The sequence below is a fragment of the Stenotrophomonas sepilia genome (assembly GCF_003244875.1).
In the GTDB taxonomy this organism is placed as follows: domain Bacteria; phylum Pseudomonadota; class Gammaproteobacteria; order Xanthomonadales; family Xanthomonadaceae; genus Stenotrophomonas; species Stenotrophomonas sepilia.
Map to the genome: position 1 here is coordinate 1 of NZ_LXXZ01000042.1, position 12,775 is coordinate 12,775.

Consider the following 12,775-nt stretch of genomic DNA (forward strand, 5'->3'; position numbering starts at 1 on the left):
GGGCAAAGGGATCTGACCCCAGGTGCTAGGCTGGGCCACCGCTCCGCAGGGAAGACGATGCCCGATCTGTTCGCACTGGCGATGCCGTGGTGGGAATTCATCCTGCGCGCGGTGGTGGTCCATGTCGTGGTGCTGGGCATGGTCCGGCTGGGCGGCAAGCGGGCTCTGGGGCAGATCACGCCGTTCGACGTGCTGCTGATCGTGCTGCTGGGCAACGCGGTGCAGAACGCGCTGCTGGGCACGGATACCTCGCTGGGCGGCGAGCTGCTGCTGGCGGCGACCCTGATCCTGCTGAACTACGGGGTCAGCTGGCTGACCACCCGGAACCGGCGCATGCAGCGGTTGATCGAAGGAGAACCCACCGTAATCGCGCGCGATGGTCGCCTGTTCGAGGCGGTACTCCGCCGCGAGCTGACCAGCGCCGAGCCCACGTCCCGCGCGACGACACCCCTCACAGCCAGTCGCGTGGCACCAGGTAGTCGGCCAGGCGCGATTCGGCACTGCCGGGTTCAGGCGAGAAGCCGTATTCCCAGCGCACCCGCGGCGGCAGGCTCATCAGGATGCTTTCGCTGCGGCCACCGCTCTGCAGCCCGAACAGGGTGCCGCGGTCGTAGACCAGGTTGAATTCCACGTAGCGGCCGCGGCGGTACAGCTGGAACTCGCGTTCGCGTTCGCCATGCGGGGTGTCCTTGCGCTGCTGCACGATCGGCAGGTACGCATCGAGGAAGCCGTCGCCGACCGCGCGCAGATAATCGAAATCGCGCTCGAAATCGCCGTGCAGGTCGTCGAAGAACAGACCGCCGACGCCGCGCGTTTCGTTGCGATGACGCAGGAAGAAGTATTCGTCGCACCAGCGCTTGTGCGCGGCGTAGCGTTCGTCGCCGAACGGCGCACACAGATCGCGTGCGACCCGGTGCCAGTGCTGCACGTCCTCGTCGAACGGATAGAACGGGGTCAGGTCGAAGCCGCCGCCGAACCAGCTGGCTACCACTTCACCGTCGCGCTGCGCCTGGAAGAAGCGCACGTTGGCATGGGTGGTCGGCACGTACGGGTTGAGCGGGTGGAACACCAGCGACACGCCGGTGGCGCGCCAGGAGGCGCCCGCCAGTTCCGGGCGGTTGGCCGAGGCCGACGGCGGCAGGCGACTGCCAGCGACGTCGGAGAAGCCGATGCCGGCCTGCTCGAACACCGCACCGTCGCGCAGCACGCGGGTACGCCCGCCACCGCCCTCGGCACGCTGCCACAGGTCTTCCTGGAAGCGGGCCCGGCCATCGACGGCCTCGATCGCCGCACAGATGCGGTCCTGCAGCTCGGTGAGGTAGGCGCGAACGCGCTCGAATTCGTTCATGTCGCGTACTTTACCGCAGGGCCCGGCCAACGCTGCGGACAGGACCTGGCAGGCTCAGCGCTTGCGATTGGAAGTGCGCGGCGCCGGAGCGTCCTCGGCCGTCGCTTCGTCCACCGCCTCCTGCAGGACGCGACCCAGCTCCAGGGCGCTCCAGTTTCCGGTGTCCAGCACATCGCAGGCGACGTGGCGCCCGCTGCGGTCGGCGGCGCACAGCCGCTCCAGCGTCGCATGGGCGTCGACGTCGCTGCTGCGGCCCTGCGCTGCGACCAGGTTCTCGCAGCCCTCGCGCACGCCGGCACGGCACACGGTGGTGTAGTGCTCTGCCGCCTGTCGCCACTGGCCGGACAGCGCAAGACGGTTGCCAAGAATGTTGCAGCCCTGCAGCTTGCCCTGCGCGCAGCAGGCTTCGGCACCGCCGCTGGCCAGCGCTTGCGGGCAGTCCTGCGGCAGCGGCAGCACCGTGTAGTGTTTCGGCGGGCTGCAGGTGCTCGCGCCCTCGCCGGTCGGCACGAACACCTGGAAGCGTGTCCACGTGTCCAGGCCCAGCAGCTGGCCGCCGTGCAACGGCCGCAGCACGAAGTCGCCGCCCTTGTCGTGGCGGATGCGGACGTCGCCGTCTTCGACACGGGCACGCAGCTGGCTGTCCCAGCCGATGCCGACCCGTCCTGCATCGCCGAAGTCCAGCGTATCCATCAGGCCACCTGCGGCGCGGAAGGTGCCGCAGGGCAGCGCCGTAGCCGGCTGCGGCCGCAACGAGGCGCCCAGCGCCTGCAACGCAGGCAGGCGCTCACAGGCGGCGCTGTCATTGCCGGGCGCGCACGCTGTGGCCAGTGCCTGCACCGCCTGCAAGGGGTCGCCGGATTCCCACGAGAGCTCGGCCACGCGGCTGCAGAAGCCGCCATGGCCGACCTGCTGGCACAACTGCAACAGCTGCTGGCGCTGCGCGGCCGGCACCACCACCGGCGTGGAGGGTGACAGCACGGAGCTCACGGCTTCGACCATCGCCGCACCCATCGCGGCCTTGACGATCTGCTCCTGCAGCGCCGGATCCGCTTCCAGCGCCGCTGCACAGGCCGGTGTCTCGTTGCTGAAGCCGCCATTCCGGCACGGCACAGGCAGTTCGATGCCGGCCAGTGCGGTATCGAGGATGGCCTGTTGCTGCGCCTCATCCGGCGTGGCCGGCGCCCTGGCCTCGTCATGCCAGCGATCGGCCAGCTGCAGGCACATGCCGGGCACGCCTTCCCGGCACGCCGCTGCCAGCGCGGTGGGGGTCGCCTCGTGGCGGTTGTCCAGGCAGGCCGCCGCATCGGCCAGGCAGCTGCCCGCAGCCGGCGCGGCGGCTGCGGCGCACTGTGCAGGGGCCTGCAGGGTGTAGACCGTGCCGTCCACCTCGAGGGTGCGGCCACGGTCGCGCACCTGCAGCGCGCTGGGCAGGCCATATTCCAGATTCACCAGCTGCAGCTTGCCTTCGATCTGCTGGAACGCGACCGGGGTCGGTGCGCTGCCGAAGTGCTTCTGCTCGCCACGGTTGGATGAGCTGACGCGCAGCGTGCTGCTGCCTTCGTCGGCCTTGAACAGGCCGCATTGCGGTGACTGTGCCGCGGCCACCGGCGTGGCCAGCAGCAACGCCCAGGCCAGCCAGTGGCGGTACGGTGCGAGTGAGAGCATGTCGTCTCCTTGACGATCAAAGGCAAAACGCCGGGTGCTGCCGGAGGCCCTGGCCACGCCCGGAAGAACTCAGTGGAAGCGCGCGCGCACGTCGGGGCGCAGCAGGCGCCAGGCCAGCCAGCCCTGCAGGCCGAGAAGCACGAACGACATGCCGACCACGGTCAGCGTGATCAGCCAGCGTTTCAGCTGCAGTTCCTGCAGCAGGGCCGGGTCATCGGCCAGCAACGGAATGAAGTCGCCCATGAACAGGTCCAGCCACCAGGCGGCTGCGAAGTTGGTCAGGGCACTCAGCAGCAGCAGTACCACGAAGCTCCACAGGCCCCAGCGACGTTCACGCAGCAGGCCCCAACTGGACACGGTCGAGGCCAGGCACAACAGCGCGACGACCATTGACGCGGCCACCGGGTGCGCCAGCAGCCAGACCAGGCTGTGCAGCTGCTGTTGCTGCACTTCGCTTTCCACCAGGCGCCACAGCCTGAGGTTCTGCAGCGGCCACAGCACCAGTCCCTGCAGCACGAAGTAGATCGTCAGCAGCAGTGACAGCCAGAACGAAGCCTGTGCGACCGGGCGCACCCAGGCGTGATAGGCCGGGGAAAGCGGCGAGGGGATCGACGGGATCGACATTGACATCCGATGTCCTTGCAGTCGGCGCCCGCCTGCTCAGCGGGCCGTCGCCCGGGTGGCGACGGCCGGCAGGATATGGTGTTCGCTCAAGGGTGCCAAGGGCAGGCCATGCGGCGGTTGCAGCGGCACCCAGGCCAGTTCGGCAATTTCGGCGCGCGCCTGCGGCGTGCCGTCCACCTGCACCCACCACGCCTGTGCCTGCACGCGGTGGCCGGGCTCGTTCACCGCCCAGTCCTCGAACGTGCCCAGCGCGATGGCGGCATCGGCGCGCAGCTGCACGCCCAGTTCCTCGTCCAGCTCGCGGGCTAGCGCCTGCAGGGGCGCCTCGCCGGGTTCGGGCTTGCCACCGGGCTGGATGAAGCGGCGCGCACCCTGCTTGCGCACCACCAGCGCCCGGCCGCGGTCATCCAGGATGACCGCAGCCACGATCCGGATCGTGGCTGCGGCGTTGCTCACTTCAGGTTCTGCTCGAACAGCTTGAGGATGCGCTTGTACTGGTCCAGCCAGGAATCGGCACGCACATAGCCGTGGCGTTCCAGCGGGTATGGGGCGATCGACCAGTTGTCCTTGTGCAGTTCGATCAGGCGCTGGGTGAGGTTCACCGAGTCCTGGAAGAACACGTTGTCATCCATCATGCCGTGGGCGATCAGCAGGTTGTCCTGCAGGTTCTGCGCGTACTCGATCGGCGAGGACACGCGGTACGCCTCCGGGTCGATGTCCGGGGTGTTGAGGATGTTGCTGGTGTAGCCGTGGTTGTAGTTGTGCCAGTCCACCACCGGGCGCAGCGCGGCGCCGGCCTTGAAGGTGCCCGGCGCACGGAACAGCGCCATGAAGGTCATGAAGCCGCCATAGGAACCGCCGTAGATGCCGGCGTGGTCGCGGTCACCCTGCTGGGTGTCGACCAGCCAGTCCAGGCCGTCCTTGTAGTCTTCCAGTTCCGGGTGGCCCATGTTGCGGTAGATGGCCGTGCGCCAGTCGCGGCCGTAGCCCTCGCTGCCGCGGTAGTCCATGTCCAGCACGATGTAGCCCTTCTGCACCAGCAGGTTGTGGAACATTTGCTCGCGGAAATAGGCCGGGTAGCGCTGGTGCACGTTCTGAAGGTAGCCGGCGCCGTGCACGAACATCACGATCGGATACTTGCGGCCCGGTTCCTTGTTTTCCGGTTCGTAGTACTTGGCCCAGACCACGCCGGCACCATGCTTGGACGGCACTGCCACCAGCTTCGGCTGGATCCACTGGCGTGCCTTGTAGTCGGCGGTGCGGGTGTCGGTCAGCACGCGCGCCTGGCCACCGGCACTGGGCAGCACCGCCAGCTGCGGCGGCAGGTAGGCGCCGGAGTAGCGCACCAGCAGCTGCTGGCCGTCCGGCGACAGCGAGAAATCCTCCACGCCGTTGAGGCTGGTCAGCTCGCGCACCTGGCGGCTGCCGGTGTCGACCGCGCAGACTTCGTAGTCATGCGGCGCCTGCTGGTTGCACAGGAAGTAGAAGCCCTTGCCATCGGCCGACGGCACCGGCGCCGAGGTTTCCCACTTGCCGCTGGTCAGCGCCTGCGGCTTGGCGGTGCCGGCCTGGGTGTACAGGTGCGAGAAGCCCGATTCCTCGGACAACAGCCACAGCGTGCGGCCATCGGCCATCCAGCCGAAATCGTTGAAGCCCCAGTTGATCCAGGCGTTGTCGGTCAGGCGGTGGCGGTTCTGCACGCGGCCGTCGGCAGCATTGACGCTGATGATCCAGCGGTCCTTGTTGTCGTTGGCGCGCAGCATCACCGCGGCCTGCTGGCCGTCGGCGCTCCAGCGGATGCCGCCGCCCATGAAGTCGCTCATCACCTGCACGCTGCGCTCGCCCTTCAGCGCATCCTTGCCGGCCTTGCGGCGCAGTTCGGCCAGCGGGTCGGTGCTGATGCCCGGCAGGCCGGACAGCGAGACCTTCTCGGCCTTGCCGGTGCGCACATCCACGTACCACAGGGTGTGTGGCTCGAAGCCGTTGCGGCCGACGCGGGTGCGGGTGTCCTCGGTTTCCTCGTAGCCCGACTCGGTCACGTACAGCGGCATCTTGCTGGTGCGGCCGTCGTCGAAGTCCTTCGGCTTGGTCACCACGATCAGGTGGGTCAGGTCCGGCGACAGCACGCTGTCACCGATCTCGACGTCGGCGCCCAGGTAGACCGGGCCCGGTGCGCGGGTCGGATCCGCCTGGCGCCAGCGCTGGTCCTGGTCCTTCAATGCCTCGCGCTGCTCGCGGTCGCGGCGCAGGGTTTCCAGCGTGCGCAGCTGCTGGTCGCGGAGCACGTCGGCCTTCGGCGGCGTGCGCGGGTCCTTCTCGGCCTTCAGGCTGGCCACCTGCTGCACGCCGCTGGCGGCGGTCCAGTGGAACCAGTTCTGGCCGACGCGCCAGATCACGCCGTTGTCCGCGGCAAAGTTCACGTTGCCCGCGCGCTCGTTGCTGCGGGTCAGCTGGGTCAGCGCGCCGCTGCGCAGGTCGCGCACGAACACATCGCCATTGCGCACGAAGGCGCTGCGGCTGCGGCTGCGGTCGTAGACCGGATCGGCGACGTCCAGGGTGCCGCGCTGGTCATCGGCCACCTGCGCGGCCACGCCGCCGGCCACCGGCTGGCGGAAGGTGTCGCGCACCGGGCTGCCGTTGCGCTTGAGCTGGTATTCCACCTGCTGGCTGTTCCACGACCACCAGGCCTTCTCGACCGGCGGGCCGATCCAGTCCGGGTCGGCCATGGCCTGTTCGATGGTGATCGGCGTCGGCGCGGCATGCGCAGCCGGTGCGGCCAGCACGGCCGACAGCAGGAGGGACAGGGGCAGCACTCGGGACATGGGCGGACGGCACCAGAAGAGGAAACCGGGCAAGGGTAGCAGCCGTCCGGGCCGGGGGCAGGGGCCACAGGTCATGGCAGCGGCATTGGCAAAGTGGCGCAACCGGTTGCCGTGGTCGCGCATCCATTCTCCTGAACCCGCATCATCCACCGAACAGGAGCCCGACCATGCAGGAACTGATCCCGATCACCCTCTTCATCTGCATCGCCTACGCGATCCATGCCATTGCAGATGCGCGCGCGCGCAGCAAGCTGGTGGCCCCGCACGTACCGGAGGAAGTGATCCGCTCGCTGGCTGTGCTGGAAGAAGAGCGCCGCCGCCAGGGTGCGTTGCGCTGGGGCATCAGCCTGGTCTGCCTGGCCCTGGCCATGGCCATGCTGGAAGCCATCGGGGCCCGTGACCTGACCTTTGGCGCCGCCGCCGCGCTGGTCGGCAGTGCCGGCCTCGGCCAGCTGCTGGCCTGGCACTTCACCCGGCCTGCCGCACGCAAGGGCTGAGGCAGGCATGCCACGGGCACAGGGGGCGCCCCGCGCATGAGCCTGCTCGGCGAAGCGCTGTCGGCACTGCGGGGCCGTCGCCGCGAGGATACGGCGGCGACGGCGGCCCCCGCCAAAGCGCTGGACGCGGACCAGGCCCTGGTGCGGGCCATCATCGATGGCTCGCAGTCGGCCTTCGCGCAGCTGGTGGAGACCCACCAGCGCACCTGCGCGCATGTGATCGGACGCATGGTGGGCGACCGCGACCAGGTCGCCGACCTGCTGCAGGAAACTTTCCTTGCCGTGTTCCGCCAGCTGCATCGGTTTCGTTTTGAATGCTCGCTGCGCACCTGGGTTTCCCGGATCGCCTACACCACGGCGTTGCAGCACCTGCGCCGGCGGCGGCTGGAGGCGCAGTGGATGGTGGCGGTGGAGGTGCCGGAGGATCTGGGGATCGGCGATGAAGGCCCCGGGCCGGCCGAGTTGAGCGAGGCGCTGCAGGCCGGGCGCCAGCTCGGCGCGGCACTGGAACGGCTGAGTCCGCCGCAGCGCCTGATCGTCGGCCTGCATTACCTGGAGGATTTCGATCTGGCCGAGATCGAACAGGTGACCGGGCTGGCGCGCGGTACCATCAAGAGCCATCTGCACCGCGCGCGCCAGATCCTGAAGCAGGAACTGACGCGGCATGCCACCGCCGGAGAGCTGCTGTGAATCCACCGACCGACCCTCGCGATGCGGAAGCGCGCGCGCTGGCACAGGCGTTGCGTGAGCAGGCACAGCAGGAAGACACGCCGGATGTGAGCGAGGCGCTGCAGAAGCGCATTGCCGCTGAGTCGCGCGACGGTGGCGTGGGTTATGTGGTGGTGCAGGTGCTGTTGTTTGGCGCCCTGCTGGCTGCGGCGGCCTGGTATTTCTGGCACTGAGGCACCCGCCGGGCAAGGGGCCGCTCCAATCGCGGTGGGTAGAGGCCGACCTGGGTCGGCGTTTGGGCGTGTGTGCCAACCAAGGTTGGCAGCTACCAGAACGGTTGACCCCTGCGACAAAGTGAAGCAGCGCGTCACCCGGTCGCATCCCATTTTAACGAAATCCTCCTAAAGTGGTCCGGTATCCCACCGGTCGCAGGCAGGAGGCGTCCCTTGGACGCGTTGTTGTTGTCCCGGATCCAGTTCGGATTCGTCATCAGTTTCCACGTGCTGTTCCCAGCCTTCACCATCGGCACGGCCAGCTGGCTGGCCTTCATCGAGTGGCGCTGGCTGCGCACGAGGCTGCCCGTGTGGCGCGAGCTGTACTTCTTCTGGCAGAAGATCTTCGCGGTGTCGTTCGGCATGGGCGTGGTCAGCGGCATCGTCATGGCCTTCCAGTTCGGTACCAACTGGCCGCGGCTGAGCGAGGTGGCCGGCACGGTCATCGGCCCGCTGCTGACCTACGAGGTGCTGACCGCGTTCTTCCTGGAAGCCAGCTTCCTCGGCGTGATGATGTTCGGCTGGGGCCGGGTCTCGCCGCGCCTGCATTTCCTGTCCACCTGCATGGTGGCGCTGGGCACGCTGTTCTCCACGTTCTGGATCCTGTCGTCCAACAGCTGGCTGCACACGCCGGCCGGCTACGAGATGGTCAACGGCATCGTGCATCCGGTGGACTGGTGGCAGGTGGTGTTCAACCCTTCGTTCCCCTACCGCCTCGCGCACATGGCGCTGGGCTCGTTCATCACCACCTGCTTCGTGATCGGTGGCGTCGGTGCGTGGTACCTGCGCAAGGGCACGAACGTGGAAGCGGGCCGGCGCATGCTGATCGCCGCCGTGGCATTCGCCGCGCTGACCGTGCCGGTGCAGATCTTCGTCGGCGACATGCACGGCCTGAACACGCTCAAGCACCAGCCGATGAAGATCGCGGCGGTGGAAGCGCATTGGCATGAGACCCTGGAAGGCGAGGGCGTACCGCTGGTGGTGTTCGCGCTGCCCAACGAGAAGGAGGAGCGCAACGATTTCGAAGTGGCCATCCCGAAGCTGGGCAGCGTGATCCTGACCCACAGCCTGGACGGCACCTTCGACCCGCTGACCTCGGTACCGGCCAGCGAGCGGCCGCCGGTGACGCCGGTGTTCTTTGCCTTCCGCATCATGGTCGGGCTGGGCACGCTGATGCTGCTGCTGGCCTGGGTGTCGGCCTTCCAGCTGTGGCGCAACAAGCTGCTCGATTCGCCATGGCTGCTGCGCGGCTGGAACTGGATGCTGCCCAGCGGTTTCATCGCGCTGCTGTCGGGGTGGTTCGTCACCGAGATGGGGCGCCAGCCATGGGTGGTGTATGGCCTGCTGCGCACCGCCGATGCGGTCGGCCCGCAGAGCGCGTGGATGACCGCGCTGTCGCTGGGTGTCTACGTGGTTGGCTATGCCTTCGTGTTCGGCTGGGGCATCTGGTACCTGGTGAAGATCCTGCGCCACGGACCGCAGCCCTACGCCGAAGGGCCGTCGCTGGACCACGGCAGCCACACCCCGGCGCGCCCGCTGTCGGCAGCCGACGAACCGCTGGAGGAGCGCTGACATGGACCTGATGACCTGGCTGCCGGTGGCGTGGTTCGCGGTGATCGGCTTCGGCGTGCTGATGTACGTGGTGCTGGACGGCTTCGTGCTTGGCATCGGCATCCTCGCCCCCTTCGCCGAGGACGAGGAGCAGCTGGACCTGATGATGAACACCGCCGCGCCGATCTGGGACGGCAACGAGACCTGGCTGGTGCTGGGGGGGGCCGGCCTGCTGGCGGCCTTTCCCAAGGCCTATGCGGTGCTGTTGTCAGCGCTGTACCTGCCGGTGCTGGTGCTGGTGGTGGCGCTGGTGTTCCGTGGCGTGGCCTTTGAATTCCGCTTCAAGGCGCATCGGTCACGCCGGCTGTGGAGCGTGGCGTTCGGCCTCGGTTCGCTGCTGGCGACGTTCGCCCAGGGCGTGATCCTGGGCACGCTGGTGCAGGGCATCCCGCTGGTGGACGGTATCTATCAGGGCGGGCCGTTCGCCTGGTTCAGCCCGTTCGCGATGCTGACCGGTGCCGCGCTGGTGGCCGGCTATGCGCTGCTGGGCAGCACCTGGCTGATCCTGAAGACAGAGGGACGCGTGCAGGCGCTGGCGCGGCAGATGACCCGGCCGCTGGTGGTGGCGGTGATCGCGGCGATGGGTCTGGTCAGCAGCTGGCTGCCGTTCCTCGACTCGCGGTTGATGGCGCGCTGGTTCAGCGACGGCAACTTCTGGTGGCTGTCGCCGGTGCCGCTGCTGACCCTGGCGGTAGCCGCTGCGCTGTGGCGCAGTGCCACCCACCCGCGCCATGACCTGCCGCCGTTCCTGCTCAGCCTGGCCCTGTTCGTGCTCGGCTTCCTCGGCCTGGTACTGGGCATGTGGCCCTACCTGCTGCCACCGTCGATGACCTTGTGGCAGGCCGCCGCGCCGGCCTCCTCGCTGGGCTTTACCTTGGTTGGCCTGGTCATTCTGCTGCCGGTCATCCTCGGCTACACGGCGTGGTCGTACCGGGTGTTCCGTGGCAAGGTGCACGCCGATACCGGTTACCACTGATCGATTGAAGCGGGGGCCGCCGGTGCCGGCTCCCGTGTTGGGGAATGTGAAACCTGCACACCCCGTGCAGGACGTGCTAGCGTGCGCTCCTTTCCGGCAGCCAGGGGGGCAGCCGGCGACGTCCTGGACGGACGCACGGCTGCAGGACTGGGGGGCCGCCGCGCGTCGCCGTAATGGCTCGTGCCTATCGTTCTCCCGTTGAAGCACCTTCGCTAAATGATCGAATTCTCCATCGTCGACTGGGCTGCCTGGGCGCCCGGCCTGAGCGAACGTAGCCAGTGGCTGGGCTGGGCCGATGCGCCGTATCCGCCGGTTGGCGAAGACACGCCGGCGCTGGCCGAGATCCCGGCAATGCAGCGCCGCCGCATCGAGCGGCTGGGCCGGATGGCGATCCAGGCCGCCTGCTGGTGCGAGGAGGGGCAGGGGGCGGACAGCCAGGTCCCGCTGGTGTTCGCCAGCCGCCACGGCGACGTGGCCCGTTCGATGGAGCTGCTGGGGGCGCTGTCCAATGATCAGCCCTTGTCACCAACGGGGTTCGGCCTGTCGGTGCACAACGCGATCGCTGCGTTGTACTCGATCGCGCGCGGCCACCGTGGCAACTACCTGGCGCTGGCCGCCGGCCAGGCCACGGTCGAAACCGCCTGCCTGGAAGCGGCCGGTCTGCTCGCCGATGGCGCCGGCGAAGTTCGGGTCGTGGTGTATGAGTCGCGCCTTCCCGAGATTTACGCGACGTTCGCCGACGAACCCGACCCGTTCTTTGCCTGGTGTTGGCGTTTGACGGCGCCGATGCCGGGCCAGCCGACCCTCTCCCTGCAGTGGGAGGCGGCGCCGGAGGCCCCTGCCACCGCCCCGGGCGCGCTGCCGCACGCGCTGGACCTGCACCGCTTCCTGCTGTCCGGTGCGCCGGCGCTGGAGCACGTGGCCCAGGGCCAGCGCTGGCACTGGGCGCGCCGTGGCTGAGGCGCTGCGCCGCCTCGATCATGCCTGGCGGGTGCTCGGCACCGGCCTGAGCTTTGCCGCATTCGGCATGGGTGGCCTGCTGCTGGGCGTGCTGGTGATGCCGGTGCTGCTGCTGATGCGCGACCCGGTGGTCCGTCGCCGCCGGGCGCGCCGGGTGGTTCAGGTTGCCTTTGCCAGCCATCTGCGCCTGATGCGCGCGCTGGGGGTGATGACCTACCAGATCGAGGGCGGTGAACGCCTGCAGCGCGACGGTTTGCTGGTCTTGGCCAATCACCCGACCCTGATCGACGTGGTCTGCCTGATCTCGCTGCTGCCCAACGCCGATTGCGTGGTGAAACGGGCCGTGGCCCGCAACCCGTTCATGCGCGGTCCGGTGCGGGCGGCCGGCTACATCTCCAATGACGATGGCGCTGGCCTGGTCGATGACTGCGTGGCGGCGGTGCACGCCGGCGGCACCCTGGTGATCTTCCCCGAAGGCACCCGCAGCGTGCCGGGCCAGCCGCCGCGGCTGCAGCGCGGGGCCGCCAACATCGCCGTCCGCGGCCGGCTGGACATCACCCCGGTGCGGATTACCTGCACCCCGCCCACGTTGACCAAGGGACAGAAGTGGTATCGTGTCCCCTCACGTCGCTTTCACGTTCGGCTGCAGATCGGCGAAGATATCCCGATCGCGCCCTTCCTGGCCGATGACGACTCGCCAAGGGGGGATGCCTTGGCAGCCCGCCGCGTCACCGAGCACCTTTCTCGTTATTTCGACCTGTCTGGAGATCCGCCCCGTGCAAGCACTTGAGCACGAGATCAAGGAATTGATCATTTCCTCCCTTTCGCTGGAGGACATCACGCCGGAGGACATCGATCCGACCGCGCCGCTGTTCGTCGAGGGCCTCGGCCTGGATTCGATCGACGCGCTGGAGCTGGGCCTGGCGCTGCAGAAGAAGTACGGTGTCAGCCTCTCGGCCGATTCGGAGGAAACCCGTCGCCATTTCTCCAGCGTGCGCGCGCTCGGCGAGTTCGTCGCCGCCCGCCAGTCGTAACGGCGCCAGGAATTGCCATGACCAAGAATGAACTGTTCGAACGCATCGTCAGCATCCTGACCGACAGCTTCGAGATTGAAACCGCCCGGATCACCCCCGAGGCCCGCCTGTATGACGACCTGGACATCGACAGCATCGATGCGGTCGACCTGATCGTGCAGCTCAAGCCACTGCTCGGCCGCAACCTGCAGCCGGAAGCGTTCAAGGCCGTGCGCACCGTGCAGGACATCGTCGATGTCGTGCATGGACTGCTGCCGGACCAGGCAGCCGCCTGACCGCAGCGCCGGCGGCTTC

At 68.3% G+C, this 12,775-nt stretch carries 14 protein-coding genes and 1 pseudogene; 10 read left to right on the forward strand and 5 right to left on the reverse strand.

Annotated features, from left to right (window positions below):
* Positions 1 to 57: 57 nt before the first annotated feature.
* A pseudogene (locus A7X97_RS22080) lies at positions 58 to 420 on the forward strand (DUF421 domain-containing protein); the annotation flags it as partial.
* A 31-nt stretch (positions 421 to 451) separates the two neighbouring features.
* On the opposite strand, the gene hemF reads toward A7X97_RS22080, so the two are convergent.
* The 5 genes from hemF to A7X97_RS08340 all read right to left on the reverse strand — a co-directional run bounded on the left by hemF (position 452) and on the right by A7X97_RS08340 (position 6,462).
* Positions 452 to 1,348, reverse strand: coding sequence for an oxygen-dependent coproporphyrinogen oxidase (hemF, locus tag A7X97_RS08320; RefSeq protein ID WP_072167801.1), 897 nt, complete (start codon positions 1,346 to 1,348; stop codon positions 452 to 454).
* Between the two features lie 54 nt (positions 1,349 to 1,402).
* Entirely contained in the window at positions 1,403 to 3,016 is a 1,614-nt protein-coding gene (locus tag A7X97_RS08325) for a hypothetical protein (RefSeq protein ID WP_088496994.1), read from the reverse strand.
* 69 nt (positions 3,017 to 3,085) lie between these two features.
* Entirely contained in the window at positions 3,086 to 3,646 is a 561-nt protein-coding gene (locus A7X97_RS08330; RefSeq protein ID WP_032954647.1) for a hypothetical protein, read from the reverse strand.
* A 30-nt stretch (positions 3,647 to 3,676) separates the two neighbouring features.
* Positions 3,677 to 4,096: an NUDIX hydrolase gene (locus A7X97_RS08335; protein ID WP_088496995.1), complete on the reverse strand. Its 420-nt coding sequence runs from the start codon at positions 4,094 to 4,096 to the stop codon at positions 3,677 to 3,679.
* Entirely contained in the window at positions 4,093 to 6,462 is a 2,370-nt protein-coding gene (locus tag A7X97_RS08340; RefSeq protein ID WP_072167804.1) for a S9 family peptidase, read from the reverse strand. Before A7X97_RS08340 ends, A7X97_RS08335 begins: the two co-directional genes overlap by 4 nt.
* Positions 6,463 to 6,629: 167 nt before the next feature.
* Here A7X97_RS08340 and A7X97_RS08345 point away from each other — a divergent pair, with 167 nt between their 5' ends.
* The 9 genes from A7X97_RS08345 to A7X97_RS08385 all read left to right on the forward strand — a co-directional run bounded on the left by A7X97_RS08345 (position 6,630) and on the right by A7X97_RS08385 (position 12,756).
* Positions 6,630 to 6,959, forward strand: coding sequence for a hypothetical protein (locus A7X97_RS08345; protein ID WP_072167805.1), 330 nt, complete (start codon positions 6,630 to 6,632; stop codon positions 6,957 to 6,959).
* Between the two features lie 36 nt (positions 6,960 to 6,995).
* Positions 6,996 to 7,649 (forward strand): RNA polymerase sigma factor, encoded by a 654-nt coding sequence (locus tag A7X97_RS08350; RefSeq protein WP_088496996.1) that lies wholly within the window; start codon positions 6,996 to 6,998, stop codon positions 7,647 to 7,649.
* On the forward strand, positions 7,646 to 7,861 hold the full coding sequence (locus tag A7X97_RS08355) for a hypothetical protein (protein WP_053498343.1): 216 nt from the start codon (positions 7,646 to 7,648) through the stop codon (positions 7,859 to 7,861). Before A7X97_RS08350 ends, A7X97_RS08355 begins: the two co-directional genes overlap by 4 nt.
* Before the next feature lie 213 nt (positions 7,862 to 8,074).
* Positions 8,075 to 9,472 (forward strand): cytochrome ubiquinol oxidase subunit I, encoded by a 1,398-nt coding sequence (locus A7X97_RS08360; RefSeq protein ID WP_088496997.1) that lies wholly within the window; start codon positions 8,075 to 8,077, stop codon positions 9,470 to 9,472.
* Between the two features lies 1 nt (position 9,473).
* Positions 9,474 to 10,487, forward strand: a complete 1,014-nt coding sequence (cydB, locus tag A7X97_RS08365) for a cytochrome d ubiquinol oxidase subunit II (RefSeq protein ID WP_088496998.1) — start codon at positions 9,474 to 9,476, stop codon at positions 10,485 to 10,487.
* A 216-nt stretch (positions 10,488 to 10,703) separates the two neighbouring features.
* Positions 10,704 to 11,447, forward strand: a complete 744-nt coding sequence (locus tag A7X97_RS08370; protein ID WP_088496999.1) for a beta-ketoacyl synthase chain length factor — start codon at positions 10,704 to 10,706, stop codon at positions 11,445 to 11,447.
* Positions 11,440 to 12,237, forward strand: coding sequence for a lysophospholipid acyltransferase family protein (locus A7X97_RS08375; protein WP_072167809.1), 798 nt, complete (start codon positions 11,440 to 11,442; stop codon positions 12,235 to 12,237). The genes A7X97_RS08370 and A7X97_RS08375 overlap by 8 nt, the downstream gene beginning before the upstream one ends.
* Positions 12,224 to 12,481: a phosphopantetheine-binding protein gene (locus A7X97_RS08380; protein ID WP_005411610.1), complete on the forward strand. Its 258-nt coding sequence runs from the start codon at positions 12,224 to 12,226 to the stop codon at positions 12,479 to 12,481. Before A7X97_RS08375 ends, A7X97_RS08380 begins: the two co-directional genes overlap by 14 nt.
* 17 nt (positions 12,482 to 12,498) lie before the next feature.
* On the forward strand, positions 12,499 to 12,756 hold the full coding sequence (locus A7X97_RS08385) for an acyl carrier protein (protein WP_005411609.1): 258 nt from the start codon (positions 12,499 to 12,501) through the stop codon (positions 12,754 to 12,756).
* Positions 12,757 to 12,775: the final 19 nt, after the last annotated feature.

Excerpts from the sequence above, each read along its gene's own strand:
- hemF (WP_072167801.1), bottom strand. The coding sequence starts at position 1,348 with ATGAACGAATTCGAGCGCGTTCGCGCCTACCTCACCGAGCTGCAGGAC.
- A7X97_RS08325 (WP_088496994.1), bottom strand. The coding sequence starts at position 3,016 with ATGCTCTCACTCGCACCGTACCGCCACTGGCTGGCCTGGGCGTTGCTG.
- A7X97_RS08330 (WP_032954647.1), bottom strand. The coding sequence starts at position 3,646 with ATGTCAATGTCGATCCCGTCGATCCCCTCGCCGCTTTCCCCGGCCTAT.
- A7X97_RS08340 (WP_072167804.1), bottom strand. The coding sequence starts at position 6,462 with ATGTCCCGAGTGCTGCCCCTGTCCCTCCTGCTGTCGGCCGTGCTGGCC.
- A7X97_RS08345 (WP_072167805.1), top strand. The coding sequence starts at position 6,630 with ATGCAGGAACTGATCCCGATCACCCTCTTCATCTGCATCGCCTACGCG.
- A7X97_RS08350 (WP_088496996.1), top strand. The coding sequence starts at position 6,996 with ATGAGCCTGCTCGGCGAAGCGCTGTCGGCACTGCGGGGCCGTCGCCGC.
- cydB (WP_088496998.1), top strand. The coding sequence starts at position 9,474 with ATGGACCTGATGACCTGGCTGCCGGTGGCGTGGTTCGCGGTGATCGGC.
- A7X97_RS08370 (WP_088496999.1), top strand. The coding sequence starts at position 10,704 with ATGATCGAATTCTCCATCGTCGACTGGGCTGCCTGGGCGCCCGGCCTG.
- A7X97_RS08385 (WP_005411609.1), top strand. The coding sequence starts at position 12,499 with ATGACCAAGAATGAACTGTTCGAACGCATCGTCAGCATCCTGACCGAC.